General features: G+C 51.2%; 34 protein-coding genes and 1 pseudogene. 9 read left to right on the forward strand and 26 right to left on the reverse strand.

Features of this window, described 5'->3' with window-relative positions; translation table 11 throughout:
- The 8 genes from ACRDCA_RS25330 to ACRDCA_RS25365 all read right to left on the reverse strand — a co-directional run.
- On the reverse strand, nt 1–276 hold a 276-nt coding region (locus ACRDCA_RS25330), incomplete at its 3' end, for a DUF7210 family protein (protein WP_438691987.1).
- 46 nt (nt 277–322) lie between these two features.
- Nucleotides 323–1,537 carry a phage major capsid protein gene (locus tag ACRDCA_RS25335; protein WP_438691988.1) on the reverse strand — a complete coding sequence of 405 codons (1,215 nt, stop codon included), beginning with the start codon at nt 1,535–1,537 and terminating at the stop codon, nt 323–325.
- A 12-nt stretch (nt 1,538–1,549) separates the two neighbouring features.
- Entirely contained in the window at nt 1,550–2,407 is an 858-nt protein-coding gene (locus tag ACRDCA_RS25340; protein WP_261155497.1) for a head maturation protease, ClpP-related, read from the reverse strand.
- Between the two features lie 12 nt (nt 2,408–2,419).
- Nucleotides 2,420–3,724: a phage portal protein gene (locus ACRDCA_RS25345; protein ID WP_438691989.1), complete on the reverse strand. Its 1,305-nt coding sequence runs from the start codon at nt 3,722–3,724 to the stop codon at nt 2,420–2,422.
- Nucleotides 3,724–5,469 (reverse strand): terminase large subunit, encoded by a 1,746-nt coding sequence (locus ACRDCA_RS25350; RefSeq protein ID WP_438691990.1) that lies wholly within the window; start codon nt 5,467–5,469, stop codon nt 3,724–3,726. Before ACRDCA_RS25350 ends, ACRDCA_RS25345 begins: the two co-directional genes overlap by 1 nt.
- Nucleotides 5,420–5,890, reverse strand: coding sequence for a phage terminase small subunit P27 family (locus ACRDCA_RS25355; RefSeq protein WP_438691991.1), 471 nt, complete (start codon nt 5,888–5,890; stop codon nt 5,420–5,422). Before ACRDCA_RS25355 ends, ACRDCA_RS25350 begins: the two co-directional genes overlap by 50 nt.
- A 171-nt stretch (nt 5,891–6,061) precedes the next feature.
- The gene (locus ACRDCA_RS25360) at nt 6,062–6,391 is read right to left on the reverse strand and encodes an HNH endonuclease (RefSeq protein WP_438691992.1); all 330 of its coding nucleotides are present in this window, start codon (nt 6,389–6,391) and stop codon (nt 6,062–6,064) included.
- A 283-nt stretch (nt 6,392–6,674) separates the two neighbouring features.
- A complete protein-coding gene (locus ACRDCA_RS25365; RefSeq protein WP_438691993.1) occupies nt 6,675–7,007 on the reverse strand; it encodes a hypothetical protein in 333 nt (110 codons plus the stop codon).
- A gap of 137 nt (nt 7,008–7,144) precedes the next feature.
- Between ACRDCA_RS25365 and ACRDCA_RS25370 the strand changes: the two genes are divergently transcribed.
- Nucleotides 7,145–7,327 (forward strand): hypothetical protein, encoded by a 183-nt coding sequence (locus tag ACRDCA_RS25370; protein ID WP_438691994.1) that lies wholly within the window; start codon nt 7,145–7,147, stop codon nt 7,325–7,327.
- A gap of 77 nt (nt 7,328–7,404) precedes the next feature.
- Here ACRDCA_RS25370 and ACRDCA_RS25375 read toward each other — a convergent pair whose 3' ends face one another.
- The 5 genes from ACRDCA_RS25375 to ACRDCA_RS25395 form a co-directional block, all read right to left on the reverse strand.
- Nucleotides 7,405–7,623, reverse strand: coding sequence for a hypothetical protein (locus ACRDCA_RS25375; RefSeq protein WP_438691995.1), 219 nt, complete (start codon nt 7,621–7,623; stop codon nt 7,405–7,407).
- Between the two features lie 66 nt (nt 7,624–7,689).
- Nucleotides 7,690–7,923: an Rz1-like lysis system protein LysC gene (lysC, locus tag ACRDCA_RS25380; protein ID WP_438691996.1), complete on the reverse strand. Its 234-nt coding sequence runs from the start codon at nt 7,921–7,923 to the stop codon at nt 7,690–7,692.
- The gene (locus tag ACRDCA_RS25385; protein WP_438691997.1) at nt 7,868–8,248 is read right to left on the reverse strand and encodes a hypothetical protein; all 381 of its coding nucleotides are present in this window, start codon (nt 8,246–8,248) and stop codon (nt 7,868–7,870) included. The genes lysC and ACRDCA_RS25385 overlap by 56 nt, the downstream gene beginning before the upstream one ends.
- Nucleotides 8,245–8,643, reverse strand: a complete 399-nt coding sequence (locus tag ACRDCA_RS25390; protein ID WP_438691998.1) for a M15 family metallopeptidase — start codon at nt 8,641–8,643, stop codon at nt 8,245–8,247. Before ACRDCA_RS25390 ends, ACRDCA_RS25385 begins: the two co-directional genes overlap by 4 nt.
- Nucleotides 8,630–8,977, reverse strand: a complete 348-nt coding sequence (locus ACRDCA_RS25395) for a phage holin, lambda family (RefSeq protein ID WP_261288831.1) — start codon at nt 8,975–8,977, stop codon at nt 8,630–8,632. Before ACRDCA_RS25395 ends, ACRDCA_RS25390 begins: the two co-directional genes overlap by 14 nt.
- A gap of 142 nt (nt 8,978–9,119) precedes the next feature.
- On the opposite strand from ACRDCA_RS25395, the gene ACRDCA_RS25400 reads away from it, so the two are divergent.
- Nucleotides 9,120–9,305, forward strand: coding sequence for a hypothetical protein (locus tag ACRDCA_RS25400; RefSeq protein WP_438691999.1), 186 nt, complete (start codon nt 9,120–9,122; stop codon nt 9,303–9,305).
- Nucleotides 9,306–9,423: 118 nt separating this feature from the next.
- On the opposite strand, the gene ACRDCA_RS25405 is transcribed toward ACRDCA_RS25400, so the two are convergent.
- Nucleotides 9,424–10,452 carry a DNA-methyltransferase gene (locus tag ACRDCA_RS25405; RefSeq protein ID WP_438692000.1) on the reverse strand — a complete coding sequence of 343 codons (1,029 nt, stop codon included), beginning with the start codon at nt 10,450–10,452 and terminating at the stop codon, nt 9,424–9,426.
- Between the two features lie 289 nt (nt 10,453–10,741).
- On the opposite strand from ACRDCA_RS25405, the gene ACRDCA_RS25410 reads away from it, so the two are divergent.
- Nucleotides 10,742–11,815 carry a nucleoid-associated protein gene (locus tag ACRDCA_RS25410; RefSeq protein ID WP_438692001.1) on the forward strand — a complete coding sequence of 358 codons (1,074 nt, stop codon included), beginning with the start codon at nt 10,742–10,744 and terminating at the stop codon, nt 11,813–11,815.
- On the forward strand, nt 11,812–12,807 hold the full coding sequence (locus ACRDCA_RS25415; RefSeq protein WP_438692002.1) for a GTP pyrophosphokinase: 996 nt from the start codon (nt 11,812–11,814) through the stop codon (nt 12,805–12,807). The genes ACRDCA_RS25410 and ACRDCA_RS25415 overlap by 4 nt, the downstream gene beginning before the upstream one ends.
- Before the next feature lie 12 nt (nt 12,808–12,819).
- Here ACRDCA_RS25415 and ACRDCA_RS25420 read toward each other — a convergent pair whose 3' ends face one another.
- The 12 genes and pseudogenes from ACRDCA_RS25420 to ACRDCA_RS25475 form a co-directional block, all read right to left on the reverse strand.
- Complete coding sequence (locus ACRDCA_RS25420) at nt 12,820–13,179, reverse strand: antiterminator Q family protein (RefSeq protein WP_438692003.1); 360 nt, start codon at nt 13,177–13,179, stop codon at nt 12,820–12,822.
- 51 nt (nt 13,180–13,230) lie between these two features.
- Nucleotides 13,231–14,217, reverse strand: a complete 987-nt coding sequence (locus tag ACRDCA_RS25425) for a DUF968 domain-containing protein (RefSeq protein WP_438692004.1) — start codon at nt 14,215–14,217, stop codon at nt 13,231–13,233.
- Nucleotides 14,214–16,088, reverse strand: coding sequence for a DNA cytosine methyltransferase (locus tag ACRDCA_RS25430; protein ID WP_438692500.1), 1,875 nt, complete (start codon nt 16,086–16,088; stop codon nt 14,214–14,216). The genes ACRDCA_RS25425 and ACRDCA_RS25430 overlap by 4 nt, the downstream gene beginning before the upstream one ends.
- A complete protein-coding gene (locus ACRDCA_RS25435) occupies nt 16,088–16,882 on the reverse strand; it encodes a phage N-6-adenine-methyltransferase (protein ID WP_438692501.1) in 795 nt (264 codons plus the stop codon). The genes ACRDCA_RS25430 and ACRDCA_RS25435 overlap by 1 nt, the downstream gene beginning before the upstream one ends.
- Nucleotides 16,883–16,929: 47 nt before the next feature.
- A complete protein-coding gene (locus ACRDCA_RS25440; protein WP_438692005.1) occupies nt 16,930–17,274 on the reverse strand; it encodes a hypothetical protein in 345 nt (114 codons plus the stop codon).
- A complete protein-coding gene (locus tag ACRDCA_RS25445; RefSeq protein ID WP_438692006.1) occupies nt 17,271–17,993 on the reverse strand; it encodes a replication protein P in 723 nt (240 codons plus the stop codon). The genes ACRDCA_RS25440 and ACRDCA_RS25445 overlap by 4 nt, the downstream gene beginning before the upstream one ends.
- Entirely contained in the window at nt 17,990–18,673 is a 684-nt protein-coding gene (locus ACRDCA_RS25450; protein ID WP_438692526.1) for a helix-turn-helix domain-containing protein, read from the reverse strand. The genes ACRDCA_RS25445 and ACRDCA_RS25450 overlap by 4 nt, the downstream gene beginning before the upstream one ends.
- A 69-nt stretch (nt 18,674–18,742) precedes the next feature.
- A pseudogene (locus ACRDCA_RS25455) lies at nt 18,743–18,994 on the reverse strand (helix-turn-helix domain-containing protein); the annotation flags it as partial.
- The gene (locus ACRDCA_RS25460; protein WP_024530566.1) at nt 18,924–19,112 is read right to left on the reverse strand and encodes a DUF4222 domain-containing protein; all 189 of its coding nucleotides are present in this window, start codon (nt 19,110–19,112) and stop codon (nt 18,924–18,926) included. The gene ACRDCA_RS25460 and the pseudogene ACRDCA_RS25455, both read right to left, overlap by 71 nt.
- Complete coding sequence (locus ACRDCA_RS25465) at nt 19,084–19,329, reverse strand: hypothetical protein (protein ID WP_202728176.1); 246 nt, start codon at nt 19,327–19,329, stop codon at nt 19,084–19,086. The genes ACRDCA_RS25460 and ACRDCA_RS25465 overlap by 29 nt, the downstream gene beginning before the upstream one ends.
- Before the next feature lie 195 nt (nt 19,330–19,524).
- Nucleotides 19,525–20,058: a YmfL family putative regulatory protein gene (locus tag ACRDCA_RS25470; RefSeq protein ID WP_438692007.1), complete on the reverse strand. Its 534-nt coding sequence runs from the start codon at nt 20,056–20,058 to the stop codon at nt 19,525–19,527.
- 27 nt (nt 20,059–20,085) lie between these two features.
- Nucleotides 20,086–20,331: a transcriptional regulator gene (locus ACRDCA_RS25475; protein WP_174332785.1), complete on the reverse strand. Its 246-nt coding sequence runs from the start codon at nt 20,329–20,331 to the stop codon at nt 20,086–20,088.
- Between the two features lie 106 nt (nt 20,332–20,437).
- On the opposite strand from ACRDCA_RS25475, the gene ACRDCA_RS25480 reads away from it, so the two are divergent.
- The 5 genes from ACRDCA_RS25480 to ACRDCA_RS25500 all read left to right on the forward strand — a co-directional run bounded on the left by ACRDCA_RS25480 (nt 20,438) and on the right by ACRDCA_RS25500 (nt 24,571).
- Nucleotides 20,438–21,028 (forward strand): helix-turn-helix domain-containing protein, encoded by a 591-nt coding sequence (locus ACRDCA_RS25480; RefSeq protein ID WP_174332784.1) that lies wholly within the window; start codon nt 20,438–20,440, stop codon nt 21,026–21,028.
- 987 nt (nt 21,029–22,015) lie between these two features.
- Nucleotides 22,016–22,636 carry a 3'-5' exonuclease gene (locus tag ACRDCA_RS25485; protein ID WP_438692008.1) on the forward strand — a complete coding sequence of 207 codons (621 nt, stop codon included), beginning with the start codon at nt 22,016–22,018 and terminating at the stop codon, nt 22,634–22,636.
- Nucleotides 22,633–23,721, forward strand: coding sequence for a DGQHR domain-containing protein (locus ACRDCA_RS25490; protein WP_438692009.1), 1,089 nt, complete (start codon nt 22,633–22,635; stop codon nt 23,719–23,721). Before ACRDCA_RS25485 ends, ACRDCA_RS25490 begins: the two co-directional genes overlap by 4 nt.
- Entirely contained in the window at nt 23,718–24,236 is a 519-nt protein-coding gene (locus ACRDCA_RS25495; protein ID WP_438692010.1) for a hypothetical protein, read from the forward strand. Before ACRDCA_RS25490 ends, ACRDCA_RS25495 begins: the two co-directional genes overlap by 4 nt.
- The gene (locus tag ACRDCA_RS25500) at nt 24,236–24,571 is read left to right on the forward strand and encodes a hypothetical protein (protein WP_438692011.1); all 336 of its coding nucleotides are present in this window, start codon (nt 24,236–24,238) and stop codon (nt 24,569–24,571) included. The genes ACRDCA_RS25495 and ACRDCA_RS25500 overlap by 1 nt, the downstream gene beginning before the upstream one ends.
- The last annotated feature ends 3 nt before the right edge of the window (nt 24,572–24,574 follow it).

Below are 24,574 nucleotides of genomic sequence, written 5' to 3' on the forward strand. Positions count from 1 at the left end.
TGGCTGCTCTGGCTGCTCTGGCTGCTCTGGCTGCTCTGGCTGCTCTGGCTGCTCTGGCTGCTCTGGCTGCTCTGGCTGCTCTGGCTGCTCTGGCTGCTCTGGCTGCTCTGGCTGCTCTGGCTGCTCTGGCTGCTCTTCAGCGTGCAGTCCCTCCACTAATTCCGCATAGCCTTTTTTGATGAGTTCGCGACCGTGTTGCTCTCGGGTTTCGAAAGTCTCTCCGTCGTTGATCACCCGGCTACCGAACAAGATTTGCACCAATGCCTTAATTTTCATGGCATAACTCCATTGGAAAGCGGCCCGCAGGCCGCCAGGGGAAGGATTAACCGCCAGAAGCTGGCGCAGTGAATGGGCCAGTTACGAAGGCTTCAGGACGTTTCACCGCCAGGGCAAGACGCTCTTCGCAACGGATGGTGACCATGTTCTTTTCGAAGTCGTCGGTGTTCTCGGTACTGATCACCACGTTCGTTTCTTCACGGTCGAAGATCTGAGCGCCAGCATTGAATGCGCCCGTCAGGAATTTACCCTGGAAAGCGGCAGATTCGGTTGCCACAACCGGTAAGCCCCACAGAGTCGGGCCGGTCAATGCCGCTGGGTTTGACAAGATGTAACGGCCCAAGGTGTCCTTGATCAGTTCAATCTTCGCCCAATCGATAAAGTGCAGCACATGCCCGGATGAAGGGTAGCGAGCCAGCTGCGCTTGCAGCATGGCCAGGCGTAAATCATCAATGCCGTTTTGTTTATCGACGGTGAAGGCCGGGCTATAGCGTGAAGCCTGCGGCATGATGCCTTCCAGGTGAACGCCGGTACCATCGCCAAACAGGATTTCCAGCTCTTCAACGTACTTCAGGCCATAGCGCATCTCTGCATCGACCTGAGATTGCAGTTGGGAAAAGTCATCCAGGATCTGTTTGGACGCCTTAAACAGGTGCGCAATGGTACGGACTGGGGTGATCTTCTCTTCAAATTCAATGCTGCTGTAGGGTTTTTGGGTGTTTTCCGCCACAACCGACGCTTTATTGGTAAAACCGGTCTGTTGCACCCAATAAATGGTGTTTGAACCGGTAGTGCCCGGAGCAATCAGATCGCGGATGAAAAGACGCTGCTTTGGCGCAACATCAATACCTGGCTGGCGATCCGGGGCAATAATTTGCCCAGGAACATCCGAGGAGATCATCGCCGCCTTCACAGGTGCGGTAAATCGCTTTCCGCTTTCAAGACTGGCTGAGAAATCTTTCAGCCCTTCGGACGAAATAACCTGCTGGCCAACCGACTGCACAACCTGAATGGCATTATTGAAAGGCATCTGAGCAACATGCTGTTCCAGGTCTCCCACTGCTGCCTTCAGCGTTTTCTCTGCCGCGACCAGGGCGTTGAACTCGGTCGCCATCTTATCTACTGCCGCCTTGGTTTCCTCTGAGAGGGCTCCAGACTTCTTAGCCTCTTTCAGCGCATCCTCTGCCTTGGCGTTAAATTTGCTGGTTGCCTCTTCGATAGAAGCGGTTACTTTCTTAAGAACTTCATTAACTTCTGACATAAATACTCCAGATTATTGGCACGCCGAAACCAGCCCGTTCAATGCGGCATCCAGTTTGGCTAAGGTTTCAGGGGTTGCTTCTTTGGCAGCGCTCGGCGTACCGTCGGGATCGGTAACAGCGCTTGGCGTATTACCTTTTAATGCTTGGATCAGTTTCCTGCGCTCAGAGCGTGGTGTATTGGTTTTCGCCAGCAGGGCATCCAGTTTGCGTAGCGCCGCAGCGGGTGAATCATCGTCGCCGGCTACCGCATCAGCGGAAAGCAAACGATCGGCCAGCCCCTGATCAACGGCATCGCTGCCACCAATGTAGGTTTCACCGTCCATCATGCTCTGAACTGTCTCAATATCGAGGCCAGAACGGGCGGCGTAAATATCCGCCATGGCCTTGTCGAACGGCTCCAGATAATCGGCCAGGGAGGCGAAATCGTGGCGGTTGCCCATCGATACCACCCAGCAGTTATGGATCATAAGGAAAGCCCCGCGCCCGATTTGTATCTCATCGCCACCCATGGTGATAATTGAGGCTGCACTGGCGGCAATGCCCAGGACTTTAACGGTAACCTTGCCAGGGTGCTCCCGCAGCAGGTTATAGATCGCCAGCCCTTCAAACATGTCTCCGCCAGGGGAATTGATGTTTACGGTAACGTCGGCACCGTTCATTGATCGCAAGGCACCGGCGATCCGTTTGGCACTGACACCTTCGCCCCAGTAGTCCTGCCCAATAACGTCAAATATGGAAATGCTGTTATCGTCGGTGGTGGATGCTTTGATGCCACCATTCCAGCGCTCGAGCGCCGAAGGCATGGGCTCACTGGAAACACCCGCGCAGGGGCGGCCCACCGGCGCTGCCGGAAGTTGTTTCTTTGTCATGGGGTATTGCTCCTACGCCGCTCGTTTCAGCGGTGATTGCTCGATCGGGACATCGGGGAATAGATAGTTATGCAGTTGCGTAATATTGGCGGTCTGTGCGCCGAGGTTGTTTTGCTTCAGATCTTCCAGCGGCGTCAGGTTCAACTGAACCGTGTAGATCTCGCCCCCTGGGATCGGCGGCATGTTTTCCAGCTTGCGCACATCGTTGCGACTCATCCAACCGTTTTGCAGCGCGGTGGTGTAGTACGCAGAACGGCCCACACTGTCAGCACGCAAAAGCCCTTCAACAGAGAACTCCGCAAAATAATCCTCATCGCCATCAAGCAGACAACGGGCGATTTCTTGCTCGATGTTCACCAGCAGCGGGCGCAGCGTGTTGGTAAGGAATATCAGGTTCATCCCCTCAACACTGGAGGCCCAGCTGCTTTGCTTCGTGACATGTCCCACCATAAACGGGGGAACTCTGAACCAACGGCAGACCTCTTCAATACTGAACGCTCTGCTTTCCAGAAGCTGCGCGGCTTCCGGGTTCATGGTCACGTTCTGGTAGGTAAGCTCATTTTCCAGCACCATCAGCTTTCCGGCATTTTTGGAGCCGATAAACGATTGCAGACTTTTGCGAAGGCGATCACGTTGCTCTTTGTTCAACGCCGTTTTTGAAGACAGAAAACCAGTGCTCTGCAAGCCATTTTCGAAGATCTTGGCTGCGGCTTCATCCACCGCCATCGCCGCCCCGATCACATCCCGGCCGGAACTCAGTGGCATCATGCCGCAAACACCATCAAGGCCAAAGCCGCGGATATGCATCATACGGTCAACGGGGATCACCCGCTTAGCTCCATTCTCCGTATAAGTGTATTCAAGCCTGCCACTGGGCAACCGCTTCACCACCATGTTCTGCGGCAGCAAAGGATCGAGTGCCACCAGCTTGCGCCCTATCATTTTCTTCTCAACGAAGGCATTACCCCGCAAGCAGATGCTGGCCACCACTAGCAACATAAAGCGCGAAGGTGTCATTTCCATATTGGGACGGCGGCACAATACCTGGTATGCCGGATGCGCCTGCGCCAGCTTGCGGGAGCCGTCAGCCTCCCTACTGTATACCTTCAATGGCAGCGTAGAGATCGACTCACTGAGCAGACGAATACAGGCCCACACGGCAGAAAGCTGGATCGCCTTGTCGGCGGTTACCACCTTGCCGCTGCTGCTGGTACCAAACCATTCCTGCCAGAATGTCCCGGTGGTGAGACTGATCGGCACTCCCAGCCAATTTAAAAGGGCGCTTTTTACGCGCCCCGGTTGTTTGTTTTTGTCCATCAGATACCCACTATGATCGGATCATCAAAAAAGCCTTCTAAATCGCCGTCGTCTTCCTGTATGTCCTCCGCTGCTCCGACTGACATGGCCAGAGAGACAACACCATCTATTCGACCGTTACTACGGCGCTTGCTGAATACTCGGTTTTCGCTCTTGTCCGTCTCAGTCACGGCGTTTGCCGCATTCCAACGCAGGCAGGGATTGAAAAGAATGGTGATTTTCTTATCAATAATGAGTTTTTCTAACAACTCGATAGAGTGTGGCATCCAAAGGCCGGATTCTTTGGATTTACCGAAACCCTGGCCATGAGGCACCAGCGGGACAGTAACCCCTTCATCCACCAGCTCCGGTTCCAAGTAATCTATGTGATAACGGTCGAACGCTATGGACTGGATATCGAACAGCGCGGCCAATTGGGCGATCCGTTTAGATACAAAACCGTAATCAATGACACTGCCCACTGGCGCATGCATGTATTTTTCACGCACCCAAGAATCATAAGGAACACGGTCATTCCTGGCTCTGTCCATCAGGGTGTCTTTCGGTGTCCAGAACTCCACCAGCGCAGTTCTGATATCGGGGAAATACAGCGCAAGTGAAGTCAAATCCCGCTTACCTGACAAATCCAGGCCGCCATAGCACTTCTGCCCTTGTAACTCGCCAATGTCGAATTCCTTCTCGCAGGCCATCCAGACATCACCACCGATCCATGGGTTTTCAGCATCTACCCACTCGCAAAAGTTGAGACGACGCACCAGGCTTTCTTTCGATGGCATGCCCCGCGCATCCTCAACCTGTTCGCGCAAATATTCCGCATCAAAGGTATGCCCCATAGAGGGGTTAGCCTTTGGCCAGCAAGATTCATCCTTGAAAGGATCGTCGCCTTCGTCCAACGAACAGATGAAAGCAAAGAAGGCATCATTGGTTTTTTGTTCGGATGCCAGCTGCTGGCCGTACTGGTGATACTCGTAGCAAACGCTGGTTTTATCGTGGCCACTGTTAGTGATCATGAAAATCAGCGCCTGGCGGCGGCCCTTGGTACCGGCGCGCATCATCTCTACGGCCTTGTTATCTTTATGCTCGTGAACCTCGTCAATGAGAGCACAATGAGGGCGCGGGCCTGACTGGCCATCGTCAGAACTGATAGGCCGGAAGAAAGAACCGGTTTGGAGGAAAGCCAGGTTCCATTCTTTGCCTGCCCCGCCAGAGGTCGAAATTCGCTGCGATAGTGCCGGGGATTGGTTGACCATCGCCACCGCATCACGGAACAGCACCATTGCCTGGTCTTTTTTCGTCGCTGCCGCATACACCTCAGCACGAGGCTCTTTGTCAGCCATCAGGCAATACAGACCTATACCCGCAGAAAGCGGGGATTTGCCTGATCCCTTGCCAGACTCTACATAAGCCGTACGGAATCGCCGGGAACCGTTGGCCCTCTTCCAGCCAAATATGGAGCCAACAACGAAAGCCTGCCAGGGCAAAAGGATGAAAGGTGCGCCTTCATGCTCCCCGCCGTTCAGTTTGAGGACTTTGGCAAAGAAATCGATAGCACGCTTGACCGATTCAACATCCCAGAAAAGCCCCCTGCTTTCCCCTTGCTCCAGATCGTTGAGATGACGCCTGCAGGCGTTACGAATATCAGGACCAGCGATAATGCGCCCTTCGGTAACATCGAGCGCGTACTGTGTTGCCGGATCAGGTGCCGAAGAACTCGGCGAGCGGATCCGCTTCTTTTTCTCCACCATTTACATTCACCTTTGACCTGGCCGCAGGTGTCAGGCCAAATTCCACCAGGTAGCTTTTAAAGCGCCGATCGGCATCGGCCAACATAGCTACTGCCGGGTTGGCTTTAATCAGGAAATCACCCATCTGGGTTTTAGTTGTGTAAGTGCGCCCTTCGATATCCACGATCTGGCGCAGCTGTAAAATCTCCGCATACAGATCACAAAGACGTTCCAGGGCAAAAGTATCTGCAACTGTCAGAATGCCCATGCCATCGAGCAAGACGGTCATTCGGCCCCAGGCCGTTTTTCCCCAATCAGTAAGATGAGCTGGCGGGCTGGGGATCTCCCTCGAGGGTTGAGGTTCTTTGTCGTTGAGTTTGCGTTTGCCCGGATTGCCTGTGACCACTTTCAAATGGGTGGGCTTTGGGCGTCTTCCGGCCATGTTTTGCCTCCAGAAAAAAACTTTTCATTTCGCGGTTGTGCACAGAAATGACTAGCGGCGGTCTTTCAAAGAAAAAAATGGGAACTTTCCACCCGCCCCACCTGATAATGGTTATTATTCACAATAATATGATTTCAATTTGAAATCATTGCAAAATAAATGATTTTATTATCATTTAAACCAGTGAGAGTTGGGATCAAGTGGTAGACCATCAGTTGAACAGCCCGCCACCTTGCCGGTCTTCTCCATGCGCTGCTTAGTCGAGTTGTGGTGTGGGGTGCATAGCCCTTGCCAATTCCTGCGCCCCCAGAACAGTCGCTGTGCTGCCTTCATCTCTTCCGGCGTCTTCGCCTCTTTCATCCGATGGGGAACGATATGGTCCACTACTGTGGCCGGTTCTATGCGCCCCATCTGCTTACACATCACGCACAAGGGATTAGCCCGCAAGAACTCCAGACGGGCGGCCTGCCACTTGCTGCCGTAGGGTTTAGGTTTGGTCATGGCCACCTCAAATAGAAAAGCCCCGGACTATGCCGAGGCTCTTGGTTGACCCGCCGCTGCGGGTTAGTGTTTGGTAGCTGGGGTGGGATTCGAACCCACGGTCGATACTGTATAGGCCACGTGCACCACAGTTCGATCTAGCTCATGTCACGCTTAGTCCCGTCAGAAGCAAAAGCTTCGGCCATCTCGCGCACCCAACCATATTAGAAAGCATCTTACAACATTATCGAGCGCCCACGTATAGACACTCTGTGATGGACAACAAAAAACTACCCGGAGGCGATTAGAGTTCCTTAATGGTATAGATTAATCGGTCACCGCTGGGGGTTTCTCTGAAAAGAACTGTAATAAACATCTGGTACGAAGTTCCTCTTTGTATTACCGATGCCGATGTGAAGTGATAAGCCCCACGCTCATAATGAATCTTGGCAGGTTCATCAAATTGCACTGACCATGTACCGTTTGCAGCATGTCCATCGTTTGTACGTTCAACGTTCGCATCTGGGCCGTGTATGAACCAATAAATAGAATCCATTCTTTCGCCATCACCATCAATAAACGTTGTTTTGATGGATGAGCCGAAAGGTAATGCTGCATTTCTGAATGTCAGTTTCATTTAAATCTCCTTATAAAGATAAAGAGATTGTATCTCATGCCACTATACGTGGCACTCTGTGAATGCCACCTGCAATGCTTGCGTAGCAGTTAAAAATGATTAATATTTACACTTTGCGCAAACGAAAAGGATTTCCTATGAGTAAAGCGAATTTGATCCGCACCTGGTTTGCTGGTGCCACCGTTTATACCTGCATCGACCTCAGCAATCGGATAACAGATCAGTATTGCTGTGGTGCGCAATGGCCCAACTTCGTAGGAATGGCCATCATGATTGCTATCTGTTGGGCTGCACGCTCAAAACTTAAAGAGTTAAGTTAAGCATTATCGAGCGCCCACGCATAGACGCTCTGTAATGCTAACGATGCTACCCATCAGATTGAGCACCATTAGCCACATCAGTAGTAGTTTCTAATCGCCTTTTCTACTTTATGCTCGGGGACATCAGCATCCCAACGAGCAAAGTGATATGTTTTACCATCTAAAACATATTCCTCGATCGGTAAGCTTAAACGGGCATGCTTTTCATCGGTGAAAGTGACTGAAGTAAGGTCATCAGCAACAGCCACATGATCTAATTTATCGTTAGGTAAGATTACAACAACATTTTTTGACATTTTCCACATCTCCATATGATGAAAGATAACATTACCATAGGATTTAAGTGGATTCCCGCTGTAATGCTACTCACCAGAATTATCTCTCTGCCACTTAATCAGCCCCTCGATCCGAGAAGCGCACACGTCCAGCTCGCTCTGAGCTACCTGTAGCGATATCACCGCATCACCAAACGTCGAGCCGGTGAACGGGGTTTGCTCGCACTTTTGAAGCAGTACAGCAGGCGGGTATACGTAGATAAGCTTAGGGGGCGCTGGCGGGGGTTGTATCCTCTCGGCGCAGGATACGCTTAACATCATCAGGCAAAGGCTGGTTGCCAGCGTCACTACGCTCCAGAACCTTGCGTAACGTTCGGTTTTCAACATCAGCCTTTTCCCTTTTCTGCTGTTCAATCTTGAGTTGCTCTTCCGTGGCGCGCCGGTCAGCGGCGATGGAATCTTTCAGCGCAGAGATCGTTTCGTCACGTTCGACCACCGCCTTGTTGAGGTCTTTGTTAGCCTTACTCAGCACCTGGTTTGCTTTGTCGGCTTGATCTAGCCGGTAGGTCAGCACTCCGTTAGTGCCACCAAGAGCTATAGCCACCAGCAGCGCACCGATTAACCCGTATTTGTTCAGCGCTATCATGCGGGGATCTCCACATGCGGCGCGTCCAAGAACTTGGCGGGCTTATCGTGCGGGTTTCCCGTCCAAGTGATACCGAAGCGCAGCTTAATACCCAGCTCGGCACCAGCTTGGTTCATGGCGTCGAGCACCGGCAGCCAGCACTTATAGTTATTCCAGTCACCACCAACGGGGAACAGATCAACCGCGTGACCGGTTAGGTGTCGGCTATCAAGCGTTTTACTGGCACCCGCAGCCTTCAGCGCCTTTTGCCGTTCAACCGTGCGGAACCCTTCAATAACGATAAAATCGACGGCGGTGATCTCCAGGGCTCGGCGTACCACTTTGACCAGGGTGGGATTTACACCTACGAGGTTTCCCTCACTGCGTTTGCTGAAACGGAAATTATTTGTCTGCATTTGAATTACCTCCGCCGAATCGATTACCCACGTAACCGGATAAAAACGAACCCAGCTTCTTCACACCGACGAAACCAATGAAGCCGCCGATCCCTACCGTTAAAGCCCTTGGAACGTCGAAGAAGTCCAGAGCGGAATAGATGGTCAAGGCAACGGCACCGCACATCAGCCCTTCAAAGAGTGTTTCCCTTCCACTGCTGCCTGAATAAGCCATCCTTAATACGGCCATCACGATAGCCATTAGGACGCCGCCGATCGGCACATCACCGCGCCACCATGAAGCCAGGATCTCGCTAATGTCTGCCCAGCTATGGGGATTGTTTGGCATTCTCATTACCTCCCCCTGTCGGGGCTTTGCCCGATCATCGGGTGATAGAAATAGAAAAGGCCACATTTTGTGTGGCCTCGGTCTAGGTCACGACGAAATATTCATCGCGCCCTTATAATGTGTTTTTCCCCTTACCAAGGAGTTCTCAATGTATTTACAAACCGCTTACTGCCCGGCCTGCCTCAGTTCAAATGTCACCGTCGTTAACAAAGCTGCTGGAGATTCTGCGGGGAAAGTCATTGTGTGTAAGGACTGCCCAGAAGCAAGTAGTATCATTCAGGAAACAAATAACCCTGAAGGGAACTGGCTTGTGGTGAATAAGTTAGAGTCTTAACCAGCTTCGTCTAATCGACAACAAACCACATCTAAGGTGAGCTTTAGGGTACATCTGTGGGGTAAACAGTTTGGCGTAGCGCTGAGATGAAACAATCACAGTTCATACCTAGGCTCGTTTATCCCTCTGGGTTTATCTCCCTGAAGGTTTGATCGAATCGTTCCTTTTCCAGCTCCACGCCCAGGCCAATACGGCCCAGCTTGATCGCCTCTTTGATGGTGGAGCCAGATCCCATAAAGAAATCGGCCACCACATCACCAGGACGACTGCTGGCACTGATAATGTGCGCCATCATAGCTGCTGGCTTTTCACAGGGGTGTTTTCCTGGGTAATACTGCACTGGTGGGTATGTCCATACGTCGGTATACGGTACATCTACCGATACGGAGAAAGATCGCCGCAACTGTTTGTACTCCCGGCAAAGCTCCTTATATTCCCGGTTCAGTGAGGCATACTCACGAACAAGAGCATGATGCGGCTTTTCAAGTCCGGCAGCCTGGTGCCGCTCGGCTGCCTTACGCCGGAGAAGGTGCTGTAACGTCAGATACTGATCTTCGCTGGGCAGTTGCCATTGGCTTTCGCTAAACCAGTGGCTGGCCATCTGGCGACCTGTGGCAGCGTTGATTTCTTTGGCCGATACGTTCAGTGCCTGCCGTGCCGATCTGAAATAGTCGATCAGCGGCTTGAAGACGTTTTGCTTCAACTCGGAGCACTTGGCGGCGTGGCCGGTATCTTTTGGCTGATATGGCCCGGCGTAATGCCCTGCAAAGATGATCCGCTCGGTGGCCGGGAAGAAAGCACGTAAGCTCTCTTTGTTCTGCCGCTTCCATGGGCCTGATGGTTTTGCCCATACGATGTGGCTCAGCACGTCGAACCGCTGGCGCACTAGCAGCTCAGTATCTGACGCCAACCGGCTACCGCAGAAAATGTACATGCTGCCATTCGGCTTGAGTACCCGCCAAAACTCAAGCAGTAGCGCATCTAGCCAGGCTAGATAGTCTGCCTCTGTCTTCCATTGGTTATCCCAATCACAGCTCTTTACCCGGTAATACGGTGGGTCAGTCGCGATCAGGTCGATGCAGTTATCAGGCAGAGTTTTGATGTATTCGATTGTGTCAGCGTTGACAAGACTGGTATCTGAGATCATGAGCGCCCTCTTTGATAGGCTCATACCGCTGTTATGCAGCATGGGCAAAGGTTCGCTTGTGACCAAAAAGCATGAGCAACTGGCGGTTAGTGTGGTGATGACATGCTAACCGTCGCCCAATTCACAAACTCTTAAAGTAGCAAAACCCCGCCTTAGCGAGGTTTTTAACAAGGTAAGCTACTGACTGCGTACTACTCTTATCACAATACAACAATATTTGCGTACGCATTAATGAAATTTAATTGTTTTTTTTGTACTCTGGTGACACACAGCATACAAAGGAATAAATATGTCTATCTCTGCTTTCTCTTTTGAAGGTCTAATGATCGAGCGTGTTATCGCTCACAAGATCTTACCTAAAACAGCCGACAAACAGATGACACCAGCTAAGCTGAGCAATAAGATCATTCACTTTAAGCAGGATGCAATGGACACACTGCAGCTTCGTATCACCGAGGCATTGGCCAACAAATCACATGGGTTAGAAATGTCCATTCGTGATAGTGATACTGGTAGCTTCTTCTCATTGGCTTCATCAATACTTCACTCTGATGAGCAAACGTTCATTGCAGTGACTCAGCGTTTGGCTGACAAGCTTACCTCTAGTCAGTTTAGCTCGAATGCTCCAGGAGGTTTACTTGCAGTAATAAGTGGTAGGGTGGGAGATGACGCGTTGCCATTCATTGCTGCAATTAAAGCAGAAACCCAAAATGGGTTTAGAACGAATGAAACCAACGAGCAAATAACAATAGAATATATTGCAGAGCTTTTACTGACTCCCTCACAACGGTTTTATAAAATCGGTTTCCTTGCACAAGTTGCATCTAGTAGCACAGGCGTGGCTGTTGAAAATCATAGAGCGTTCTTATTTGATCATTTAATGTCGTCAACTGAAAGCAGTAAAGCAGCTGGATATTTTTATTCAACATTCCTTGGAATGAGCATTGAAAAATCATCCAAAAAATTAACTCAGGATTTTTTTGAAAATACTAGGAAATTTATCAACACGGCTCTATTAGACGAAGACTCAAAATTAGAATTACATGAGTCACTAAGAAGCGAGTTACGCTCTAAGAAAGCAATAATAAGCACATCCGATTTTTCAAAGGAACACTTACCAGAAGATCTTAAGGATAAATACTTAGATTTCATGAGGTTGGTAAACTTCCCTCAGCATGCAGTATCAAAAGATATTGAGTATATTCAAGCAAAATTGAAAAGAAGAAATAAATTGGTATTCAGTAGCGATGTATGGGTATCTGTGCCACCTGATAAAATGAAAGACCTTGTTCAATTTGAAGAATCAGACGATAATAATTTTACTATATTGAAAATCAAAGGCAAATTGAAGAGTCAAGAATGATGGGACAAGATGAGTTCGAAAGGTATTTAATTGAAAACCAAGTAGCTTTTGCTGCTTGGGGTACCTTTGTTAGCTCAAAAATCAAAGAGGAAATCTCTCAAAAACTAGGGGAAGGTGAGGCTCTTATGTTTTTGAAGGTACCTCCAACGCCCAGAGTCAAGGCAGTTTCGTCAGCACTTGGTAAAGTAAGCCGGAAGGGTTACGAAGATCCGATTAGTCAAATGACTGATCTTGTTGGGGTTAGATTTGTTGTATTGCTTTCTAGCCATATTGAAGAAATTAGTTCAATAGTCGAATCATCTTTAGAGTGGAAAGCTTCATTATCAAAAGATTACCTTTCTGAGATCGATAAAAACCCCAAACTTTTTGACTATCAGTCAAAACATTATGAAATTCGGCCTAACAGCGACTTTGTTTATGATGAGATAATGATAAACAAAAATATCTGCTGTGAAGTCCAAATCAGAACTCTTTTGCAGCATGCTTATGCTGAGTTAGTTCATGATAGTGTTTACAAACCAGTAGGAGAGGTTCCAAAAGCAGCTGAGAGACAAATTGCAAGAAGCATGGCTCTTATGGAAACCACTGATGAATTATTCTGTAATACGATGGCAATTTTATCAAATGTGAATAAATTCAGAAATGATTTCCTTGATGATTTAGTAAAATTATTCAAGGAAAAAGTCGGTAGCCACTACTTAAAATGCGATTTGAAAATAAACTATCTTTTACTAGATGAATTCAGGGATTATTATGACGATAAGTCTATAAATCAAATATCCACGTATATTGACAGTAAGAAGTATATAGTAATAAAAGTAAAGCAAAGAGCAGAAACAAGGCATACTTTCGCTCAGCCATGCATACTTTTTCTATACTGGTTAACTACGATTACAAATACCGATACAATAAAGTCACGCTGGCCTTTACCTGGGAGTATTGAGGATCTTGAGATTATATTGAGCGATACTGGGAACAGTACCGCCCATTGAGTACTTATCTAATCAATCGAAGCTGAATTTCACATCTAAAATTGCCAAGCATCCCCCAATAAATCCTTCTGCCGCCTGCATCATCTTGCGTATTGTTCCATCTGAACACTTCAACTCTCTTGCAATTGACCGTAGAGATTGGCCGTAAAAATGGTGTCTTATGATAAGTTCATGCTCAACCGGCTCAAATTTAAGTAGGCGAGCGATGCATCCATCAATCATTAAGCCATCATCATCACTGCAGGCTTGCTTTCCACTGGATTGCGGCGGCAAAAGCCCTTTAAACCCGGCTGCTATGCTAGAATAGCCAACACCTTTGTTATCGCGAGCCCACACACCCCAGCGCGACAAAACTTCGTACATATCTCTCATGCTTATTCTCCAGGTGTCTGGCCCGCATGCCAGCCCACCAATTACTCCACGTTAAGAAATTGCGCCCAGCGCAACAGACAAATCGAAAAACTCGTACCACAGATCCACCTGGCTTCCGTGCTTTGCTTCCCATCGTGACATGTCACGATGTAAATCATCATGATGCTGGCGGCATAGCGGAATCGTGAGAAGGTCATGAGCCTTGGTTCCCATACCGCCCTGCCCGTGTCCTATGATGTGGTGTGGATCGTCGGCCCTGGCCCCACAGCAGACGCATGGCTGCGATTTAACCCACTGCAGATACTTCGGGTTCACCCAGCGGTGACGCTTCGGGATCTTCATGAAAGCCTGTGGCGGCTCAGGGTCTATCTTCATCACCTTGATTGCCTTGCTGGCCCTTGCCGCCACAATCTCCTGCGCCGCTGGCGTATGGGTGATATCAGCCTCCCTTTTGATTCCTGCTGGTACCGTGTAGGGCTTCACACGTAAAGAGGCGGCTGATACATCCTCTGGCAGAAGATCGGCCAGGTCATGGAGTGCAGCCCACCAGCACAATTCAGGTAAGGTTAGCTGGTGGCCTTCCGGCAGCAGGAAATGGCCGCGCACCCGATCGACAATCCAAGCGGCCCTGTTCGCGTCGGCTATTACATCAAGCTTTGGTAGTGTTTGCCCAGTATAGAGGTTGTCGTGGCTCTGACAGAGACACAAAGCGCTGCTGCCATAGCGGAGGGTTACCGTATGCCGAGAATGTTCACCATCAACCTGGCAGGCTGATTTCTGAGATACCCAGTATTCCAGGGCGTTAATGCCACCAGCAGCGCCGATCACTCTGTCTTGCTGGTAGAACGGCTGGAAGCGTGGATCGTTCGCTATCAGTTGATCGACAACAGGCAACGCGCCAGATGGCAACTGACTGAATTCGTGCGGTTCGGTTGATATTAAGACACGCCCACCGAACATAGGCAGTAGCGCCTTGCCTGGCTTGAGGAAAACCAGCCCTAACTCGGGCTGGATGATTGGTTTCAGGAGTGCCCTCACGCTGCCACCTCTTTACGCCTTACGCATAGTTCGGGCAGATTGGCACGAACTATAGCCTCGGCGAATGGAGGAGGTACCGCATTGCCACAACGGGCTACCTGCTTATCTTTCGCGTATTTCTTGCCCTTATAGTCCTGGTCGATGATGTACCAAGCCGGGAAGCCCTGGGCGGCGTAAAGCTCATGCGGTTGCAGCATGCGCATGCCGATATCAATGATCTGGTAATCCACACCTTCGACAGTGACCAGGCCAAAGCGATGTTTAGTGGTGACCGTCTGTAATGGCTCGTCAGCAGCATGCCCAATGTTTGTGCCGTAGTATTTCAACAGGAAGGCGCGAACTTCACCAAAGTGATTGCCACCGGCGGTTACCGTCTGCAGAGGTGCGGTAACTTCTTGCCCAATATTGGTGCCGCGCATCTTGATGAGGTTGGACGTAACCAGGGCATGGTGATCTACAGTCGTCACGGTGTGGGCTGGTTCAGCCAGATCAGCGCCGGGGCCGGTATAGTTACCGCCAAAGTGTTTGGCCAGGAATGCGGATACGAGTTGGCTCTTGCCACCGCCGCCTGCAGTGATCGTGCCGTTTGGCTCATCTACAGCATGCCCTACGCTGTTACCGAACTGGCGAGCAATGACTGGAGCCACCACCAGGTGTTCAGCTTTAGTCGTGACGGTTGTCAGCGGTTTATCTGCCTCATAGGCCAGGCGATCACCACCAAAGCCGGTCTGGCCAATACGGGCGATAATCGGCGTTAACTTGGCTTCGACCATTCCCAAAGCATGCCCGTTGCCGCCTGGGCGTTCTGAACTGCCCGCCGTGATAGTAGAAAGAGGCTCGTCGCATTCCTGGCCGGTGGCCCCGGTGCGAAACTTGGTGATGTGTGGCGAAACCAAAGCATAACCAGGTGATTTAGTGATCGTCTGCAAAGGTTCATCAAGCGGCTGCCCGCGGAAACAGTTGTAAACCGTTTTGGTGCTGGTGTGGTTGCACTTCACGATAAACGGCGTCGGATTATCGATCACAAAGCGATGAATGCCACGAGCAATGCGGCGCAGGGTGTTCTCCGCCAGCGGGCGCTTACGCTCGAAGATGCTCGGGCACGGGATAGACCAGTCAATGCACTCTGCCGCTGTGCGCCATGGCTTCAACTTGCCGCTTTGCACTTCCAGCGATTTCGGATCCCCATGGGTAGGCTCTGGCCAGACAATTGGCTGCCCGTCGCAGCGCATCAGCATGAAGAAGCGTTTACGGATGGTTGGCGCACCATAGTCACAGGCCCGCAGTTCACGGTAATCAACAACATACCCCAGACCAGCAATCAGCCGGTGGTGATCGTCACTACCCTCTTCAATGCCCAAAATGTCGCAGCATTCGGCAAGCGCCGGGTGATCTGCTGCTATGCCGGTGGTCAGCATTGCCACAAACCCTGCGAAAGTTTCCCCTACACGGTCAGGACATGGGTAATCACTGCCGCTTTCGTCGGTGACCAGCGGCCCCCACGTCTTGAATTCTTCCACGTTTTCCAGCGGGATCACCCGAGGGCGGGCCTTTAATATCCAGCGGATAACGATCCAGGCAAGTCCGCGAATTTCTTTCTTAACCGGCGCACTGCCTTTAGCCTTGCTGAAATGGCGGCAATCCGGGCTAAACCATGCCAGGCCAACTGGCTGCCCGGCGGTCGCCGCTACCGGATCGATATCAAAGACCGATTCACAGTAATGCAGGGTTTCTGGATGGTTGGTCTCATGCATAGCTATGGCGTTTTCATCGTGATTAATAGCAATGTCAACGCTGCGGCCAGTGGCCATCTCAATCCCTGTGGAAGCACCGCCGCCACCTGCAAAGTTATCTACAATCAGTTCGCGGATCATGCTGCTACTCCCATGGCGTGTGACAAAGTGGTAATGGTGTGAACGATCACCGGCTCAGGCATCCCTTCAAGCTTCAGACGGTTGATGTGCTGACATAGCTTCTGTTGCAGGTGATCGGGTAACTGGCTGGCACCCTCCACTTTTTGGAGAAGGAAATTCACTTCTTTTGGCCAGACGGTTCCAGGGGGAACTTGCAACTCGATTTGCGGGACAAACCGTGATGCCTCGCGGCGGATTTGAGCCATGAATGCTTCGCCCTGAGCCTCCAACTGAGCGCGGCTGATATAGCTGAATGCAGGCCCGTTCCACGCTTTATCGAACACAGCAACAGCGCCAGCGAAGAAAGCACCGGAAGGAACCTGTTTTTCATCGGCTGGCACGAACCAGACTGGAAGATCGAAACCTACGCGACCACGGATAAAGGCGATGTGATCGGCTTGTTCTGGCCACCATGTTTCAGATGTCGCTGCTTTGATCAAGAAAACATACCGGCCACCCCGCTCACGCATCTCCATCACGTAAGACATGATGTGCAGCATGCCGGTGATGTGCTGGCCCTCATGCTGTTGGGCGCGGGAATAAGGCGGGTTGCCGAATGCAGCACCATTGAGAGCGTCAAGCTTTTCTGACCAGTCCTGTGTAAGGGCGTTGTCTTCTGCCGTGTAGAACGCAGGGCATTTACTATTTTCGCCATCGCTGAACAGATCCAGCACCAACGGGCCAAACATTGCATTGATGCCCCACCACAGCGGATCAGGTGTACGCCATTGATCGCCGACCTCTTTCAACATGTGTGCTGGCTTGGCGCGCAACGCGGCGAGATTCTCACTGTAGAAATTCACGCGGCCTCCTGCTCTACAGCTACCAGGCGGTAGAAATAAACCATCTTCCCGGATTCAGCTCTTACCATCTGGCGCTCTTTGATCAGGCCGTTACGTGGCTTGCTGAATTCACGCAACCGGGCGCTGATTGCTGACTGGGTATCTGCCACGCCGTACATCTGCAAAACCAGCAGCTCCAAATCACGCAGAGTGCGCCACGTTGCCCCAGCGGCGGCAAGCATTACCCTGGCCTGTTGGCTGTCTGGGTTGTCTTTGAGCATACCAGCGCGAACCAAGCCACGAATGCCGGTGTTGATGCGGTCGCTTTCGAATACGTCCACAGGGATCGTTAATTTTTTCATGATGATGTCCTCCCGGTTTTCGCCCGGATACGTGCCAGCATTTCTGAGCCAATGCGCTGATAATCGCCGTTGGTGTCCAGTAACTGTGCTGGAGCTGGCGGGCGCTGTTTATTGGCGATCTGGATAACGGGCGTGGGAATGGGTTCACCTGCTGCCAGTTTCTTGGCCCACAGATTGAGTTGGGTTTGTGCCGCTTTACGGGTTTCGGCCTCGGTGTGGTTGTAGCGGTGCATGGCTTTGCGTACATCAAGCACGATCCAGTACATGACAGGATGTGACCAGGGGAAAGCCTCAGCTGACTCATGGAGATCATGCTGGGCGCTGTATCGGTCAAACTCTGCTATCACATCGTCAATCGACGGCAACCCGGCAACAGCCGCGGCCCCTTCCCTGCACCAGCCGATGAACTTGCCACAGCTTGGCCAGAAGTCTGTAGCCTGCTGCCGCGCCATACGCATACCGGCCTTGACCTGCTCCAGTGAAGTGATCCCGTTCTCGGCGAACGCCAGGATCCATTGGCGCTTGGCGGCGGCAACATCTTCCGGTGTGCTGAGTGCGGTCTGTCGGGCTGCAGGGAATATCTGCATCAAGTTGGTGAATAGCGCATCAACCAGCTTTTCAGCCTGATCGTTCACCACGCGGCGCTGTGGCTCTTTTGGCATCATGCTGGCCAGTGCGCCACCATCGCGGTTTTGAACAACTACCATAAGTTTATTCATAGGGTGTTCTCCCAGGCTTCAGCGCTGTTCCAGTGGCCGCCAGTCACTGCGCCGCCTTGGGGGTTGGCTCGCAATTTGAGGGTCAGTTCATCCCATTTTTCCCGCAGTTTTGACGGGCTAAGGACGTTCTTGCACCAGAAGGCATCCCGATTAACCAGGCCGTAGAGTTCGCAGATCTGGCGGTGGGTGCGGTTGTCGATCGAGCACATCAGGCGGATCTCGTTTGCCCATGACACCCAGCTAGGTTCTTTGGGGCGGGAAATCTCGCCATCGCTCTCGGCAGCCTGTTCGTACATCCGGATGATGCGGCCCCAAATCCACTCAGCGCAGCGTAGGTCTTCAACGCTGCCCCACTGGCGTTTCTTGGCACTGAATACGGCGGACTCTGGGTGGAGAGCCAGGAAAGCATCAGCCTCTGGTTCGTCGGGTTGCTCGGCAACCGGACAAGAAAGGTTTAATGGTGGATCTGTTTTAACTGATGGATCGGCTGTACCGGGTACAGGCTCACTCTGCGTTTTTTGGCCGTTCTGTGCAGGGTCACCGTGTGAGCCCTCACCCTGTGAGCCGTCATGCGGTGAGCCTTCACCACGTACAGGCTGAGCGGGTTTCTTTGAGCCTGTATACTGTGCAGGCTGAATATTCCCCTCTGCGTAAAGCTTCGCCAGATTCAGCTGGTACATGTTCGTATCCTGCTGGTGTTTGCCTTTTCGCTCTTTGCTAGGACGCTCAATTTTAGTGAGCCACCCCAGCTCAACCAGTTCGTTAATGGCTCTGCGGGTACCGCTATCAGAACGGAGGCTACACTTGCGCATCAGTGTTTTTACGGCAGGCCAGGCTAACCCCTCATCACTTGCATGGTCAGCGATCGAAAGGAGTAGCATTTTTCTGGGCTGAGTCAGGCTCTGTAGCTCCCAGACCATCGACATCAACTTAATGCTCATCCTGCACCTTCTTGAATTTTTTACCGAAGTCCCGGCGCGGGCAGGCGCAATCATGCTCATAGCCCGGACGCCGGAAAATGACTCGGTGGTTAAGTTGATCAACCCCAATCACGCGAACTATCACACCGTGACTGTCACGACAGAGCATCTCAAACGGCACGATTACCTCGTTTTCCATTCGATCCTCCTTTGGGCTTTTTCGGGGTTTGAAAGCGGCAGTGCTGGCGCGCTTGAGCAAGGCAGTCGTCGAAGCAACGCCCTTTGCGGCTGGCTTGTGACATGCGGCGGTAGAGATCCACGCCCTCTTCTGCCCCCCCCCTGGCGACATCTTCGGGAAAGCCCTCGCCAACGAGCTGCGTCACGATGTTTTTACGGATGAATTCGATCGGGTTCATAAACCCTCCGGAACCGGCAATCCGAGGTAACGACTACGAACCACAACATCAGCGAGGGTCTTGTGGGTGACAACCCAGACACAGCCCGGTAATTTGATTGCATAACGCAGCGGCTGAAGTGGCTTAGTACAGCTCGCAGGCATGCAGCGAAATTGCCCTTTTAGGCACGATTCTGTTAATCTGACCATGCGTTAATTACTCCACACGTTTAATTGATGCGACCGACGCCCGGGACCGCATATCCTGGGCGTCACCCTCTCCAAACATCATCACTGTCACGGCATAGATTTCTGCCACCAGTGATTGCACTCGGTACCCTTTGGCCTTAAGCCGCTTACTCTCGCTTTTATCCAGGACCCCATCGGATGTGAATTCGTTATGTGCCTGGGCAAACTGCCCCAGCGCCGCCATCAACTCGTTGAACTTGATCAGCAGCTCTTCGTTATCCACTTGGCCGACTTCCGGCAGCTTCACGAACACGCCACCAGCACGACGACACATTGCTTCGGTGATATCAGTCCGGCCCGAGATCGATTCCATCTCGACAGCCATACCCAACGGCACTACCTGGCCAGCGATCTGGCGTACCCGGTTACGCAGCGCGTTTTCGGTACCAGTTAGCGGATCCAACTGCTTGGCCATGGCGCTGTATTTGCCAGGCGTCAGGGTGATCAGCTTGTGTATGGCTTCGCTTATATCGTCCTGAGTTGGAAAATCTCTGTTGTCCACAAGGTTTCTCCCCTTCTGTGGTTTTGATTAAGCCGCAGGGGCGGTAAGGTGATTACCACTGAGGTCGCCAGGTGATTGCTCTTGCAGAGATGCAAGGATTTCCGCTGCTGTGAGCTGGTCATTTGTAGCTGCTACAATTGCTGGAATGTACTGCGAGCGAATTCCTCCGCCGTTTAACCATTTACTGACTGCCGACTGATCTACGCCAACCTTACGCGCGAGTTCTTTCTGAGAGCCGGCAAGGGTTATGGCTTTTTGAATGACGCCGTTCATCGTTAGCTCCTATTACCTATGGAAATCAAAATATGACTCAAGTAATAGATAAAGTCAATTACGGTGGTCATTTGACTAGCGATTACTTAGGGAATATTTTCAACGCATGAAAACACTATGCGAACGACTTCAGATAGCTATGCAGAAGACAGGGATCACTTCTCAGAGTGAGCTCTCGCGACTGTCTGGCGTAAACCAATCCATAATTTCCAAGATTCTTACGGGGAAAAATGAAACCTCAAAGTTTTCAGGGAAGATAGCTGCGGCCCTTGGCATAAGTGCTGACTGGCTAATCAATGGCTCTGGTAGCATGGAAGGGGACGATGCCCCTCTACAAATGGTAGATGTTTCGCGGTTGGTGTCGGTTTGGGATGAGTCGGGAAAGACGAACGATGTAATCTCTTGGCATGAAAGAATGCCTGATTATTACCGGGCATACATCATGCGTAAAAATACCGGCATCAGTAAGGTCCCATTGGGGGCTATAACGCTGGTTGATCCAACCATAGCGCCAGGTAATGATGATCTAGTGGTGACAAACATCCGCGGTGAAATCTCTACCTATCGCTTCCTTGAGGGTGGTGCAAGCCATGGATTCTTAGCTGTTGATGATGATAGGGTGCCTCTTTTTGAGGTAACTGACCCATCCTGCATCATTGGCGTTGTTGAGCAAATTCTGATCCGGAAGTTGCGGTAATAGACTATGTCCCTTTCATCAATAATGATTGCTTCGTAACTTCCTCGGCCTTGTCTTTTGAGTAACACCCCCATAACCGTCTCTCCATCTCCTGCCACTACGGGCATTTGAGCCCGTTGCTGCGCTCAAAACTACTGTATAAATAAACAGTATATTAATCACAAGATTAAAGATAACGCTTTTTTTAGTGCCATCCCTCAGTAACATATTACTCAAGTAATAATTTTAATTACCTCCCCTTGACTTTAATTATTACTCAAGTCATAGTCATTACATCAACAGCGAACAGGCAGGACGACCACGAAGTAGCCGCCCGAGGCGTATGAAGGTCGGGATGATTCGCTCAGTGGTGGTACTCGGTAAGGAAAGCAGAGTATGAGTAAAAACGGATGTAGAGCAGTGGTGTTGAGCGTTTTGGCGGGGTCTGTATTTTGGGGCGCGCTTATTGTCGCAGTGATGCGCATAGCTGGATAAAGGGGGATCTTAACGATGAAACCAACAGCACTTAAGCCCGGTATGCGGGTACTGATTCAGTCACATTATGCCCCTGGTGAGAAATATCACGGTACGTTTATAGAACGCGTACCACGCCATTACACTCGAGCCGCTTACAGCATCATTCGGGTTGATGAGTTTGCGGGGGCTAAGGGCTCTGATGATCTGGGTGATACACCATATGGTGATTACGACGTTTCGCGCAGAGTGTCACCGCTGAAATAGAATGCGCCGTGTCGGCGGCACCGTAGCGAAAGCGAGCGCGGATATCCGACGAAATTACATATCAGGTGGCGTACTGTCCGGTCCCTTAAACCTGGATAGTCTAAGAACCACCGGAACGGTGCGCCACCTGATGTGTGAGTAATTAACCGGGAGGATCTGCGCTATGCGGGCGCCCTCCCATCTTTAAACCCGATTTTCCCTCAGCGAAAAGCTGCCAATCCTGGCGGGGCTTCGCTTTGCCGAAAATCAGTGTGGGGGTAATTAGCGATGTTCAACACAATCACGATTGATACAGAAACAATGGATGTAAAGCCGTCGGCAGTGATCCTTTCTATCGGTGGGTTTGCTTTCGATATTCAGGATGTTAGTGGCGTCCAAGCGTCGATCCTTGAAATAGCCCGTAACCCCGAACTGGCGAACTACTGCCCCGCCGCTTTTTATGGATTGGTTGATACCTTCGGACAGTTGATGCAGGGCAGGACAGTTAGCGCCCAAACGCAGCAATGGTGGCAAAAGCAGGAAGAGGAAGCGCATGAAGCGCTTGCCGGCCAACGTGAACCGCTAAGTCAGGCACTGGTTAGCCTTACCGCATGGATCCAGCAACATCCCGATGCGCGAATATTCTTCCGCGGTACCGACTTTGATGGATCGATCCTCGAAAATGCTTACCGTACCTGCGGCCTAACCTGCCCTTGGCATTTTGCCGGTAAGCGCGACGTGCGCACGTACATTGATGCCATGGTGAAAGGCACTAAGGGCTACCTGCCTAAAACCCACCAGCCATGCTTTGCCATGGTTAAGCACCACTCCCTGCATGATGCCATGAATGATGCAGAGCAGATGGCTATCGCCTACCAGGTGAATTCTCAACAGGTAGGTGCAGCATGAACAAAGCTCCGACCAAATCCAGCATGACGCACTTTTTTGAATTCCCTGCATCGTTCGGCTTCCAGGGTGATACGCAGATCCTGCTGATGAGCGTTCCGGGTAGAACGCTTACCCGTGTCTTGGCATCGGATAACTTTGGACATGCTCTCGAGCGTTCTCAGCGGGAGATTAACAAGGCCCGGGTGAAAAAATTCTACAACTACTTGGTCGAATCTACTGAGAAAGGTTTGCCTTTCATCATTCCTCCGCTCGTTGGCAACTGCGATAGCGATATTGAGTTTGAACCATTCGGCAATACAAACGTGGGTGTTGTGCGCTTCCCTATGGATGCCGAGATCCTACTGTTCGATGGTCAGCATAGAGCTGCTGGTATAGAAGAGTTCTGCCATAGCTATAGCTCGTTATTAGCTGTGCCTTTGATGCTTACGCAGAAATTACCGCTGAAAATCAGGCAGCAATTCTTCTCTGATATCAACAACAACGTTTCCAAGCCGGCGGCTGCGATCAACATGGTATACGACGGTCGCGACGACGTGGCGCAAACAATGGTGTCGTTCCTCCGCAAAAATGACACCTTTGCACGAATCACTGACTTTGAGCACAACGTTGTCCCTTCCAAAAGTTCTTACTGGGTCAGCTTTAAAGCGCTGTGTGATGCCACATCCAAGTTTATTGGTGAGGGTGACAATAAGCTGGCCACTGAAGACATTGAGTCAATCTGGCAATCGTGGGTAAACCTTACTGCGATCAATGACGTTCGTGTGGGCACAAACCAGAGCGATTACAAAAAGGATTATCTTCAGTTCCACGCTGTAATGATCAACGCGTTCGGCTTCGCGGTGCAGCGACTTCTGCAGGACCGTACTGTCAGCGACATTACCCAGTTAATAGATAACCTCTCCATCAACACAGATACCGGCGATAGGGAAGATTTCTTCCTGATCAGCAACTGGGGCGGCATTTGCGCGAATGTTGATAAAGAGCGCCCTACTGTTGTGGCCAGTGTCGCAGCCCAAAAAGCAGCTGCAGAACGCCTCGTTGAAGTCATTACAAGCCAGTCATTACCGCAAGGGGAAAAAGCATGACCACTTTAATCAAAGCAATGGAACCGCAGCGCGATGGGTGCGGCTTCTGGACCCACCCAGATTTCTTTGAACCGGCAGACGGCCGAGAGTACGGCTACCCCGGTGAATTTGCAGCGTGGCTAGATGCTAACCGCGTTACCGGTCTTCTTCAGTGGATGGAAAACGATGTCACCGATGAACAGCTTAAAGCCCTGGAAGCTGGTGATGGCGATATCAGTAAATGGATCCCTACCCCACCAGCAGGTGAAGGCTGGTTTATCGGTTCTATACACGATACCGAGGACGGCCCGGTATGTCACTGGCTAAGGCCCGTTGAGGGTAAACCGACTGCCCTGGCAGACCTCATCAGCAGGTGCCACGTTGAGGCGCTAAAGCTCGAGTTACTCCGACAGCACCAGGCATGCACAAAAGCAGCTTACGCATATTTCTGCGCCTGCGATCTAGGTGAAGAACGTATAGCAGCAGATGAAATATATCAGCAGATCAGATGTGCCACTAGGCGCGGAGGATATTGATGGCTAAACCATCTGCTGAACGTAAAGCAGAACAGCGCGCCCGGCAACGGGCCGCTGGTGATGTGGTTCGGGAATTGCGCCTGGATGCGCAGGAAAATCAAATGGTCGAGGAGGCTTGCGTGATCCGCCGTCCAGGCCGGGAGCCGTATGACTTCAATGAGTACGTTTCCATGCTGATCCGTAAAGACCATGCGGAACTGAAAGAAAGGCTCACTGAGCTGAATGGTAAGAAGTGCCAGCGGTGCGGCGAACAACTGCCGGTCGGTAAGTGCTGTCTCGATACTGAGGCGGCATGCTGGGTAAATCTCGGCTGGCATGACCTTAAATTAATGTGACGT

Source organism: Serratia sp. (in: enterobacteria), assembly GCF_051654945.1.
GTDB lineage: Bacteria > Pseudomonadota > Gammaproteobacteria > Enterobacterales > Enterobacteriaceae > Chania.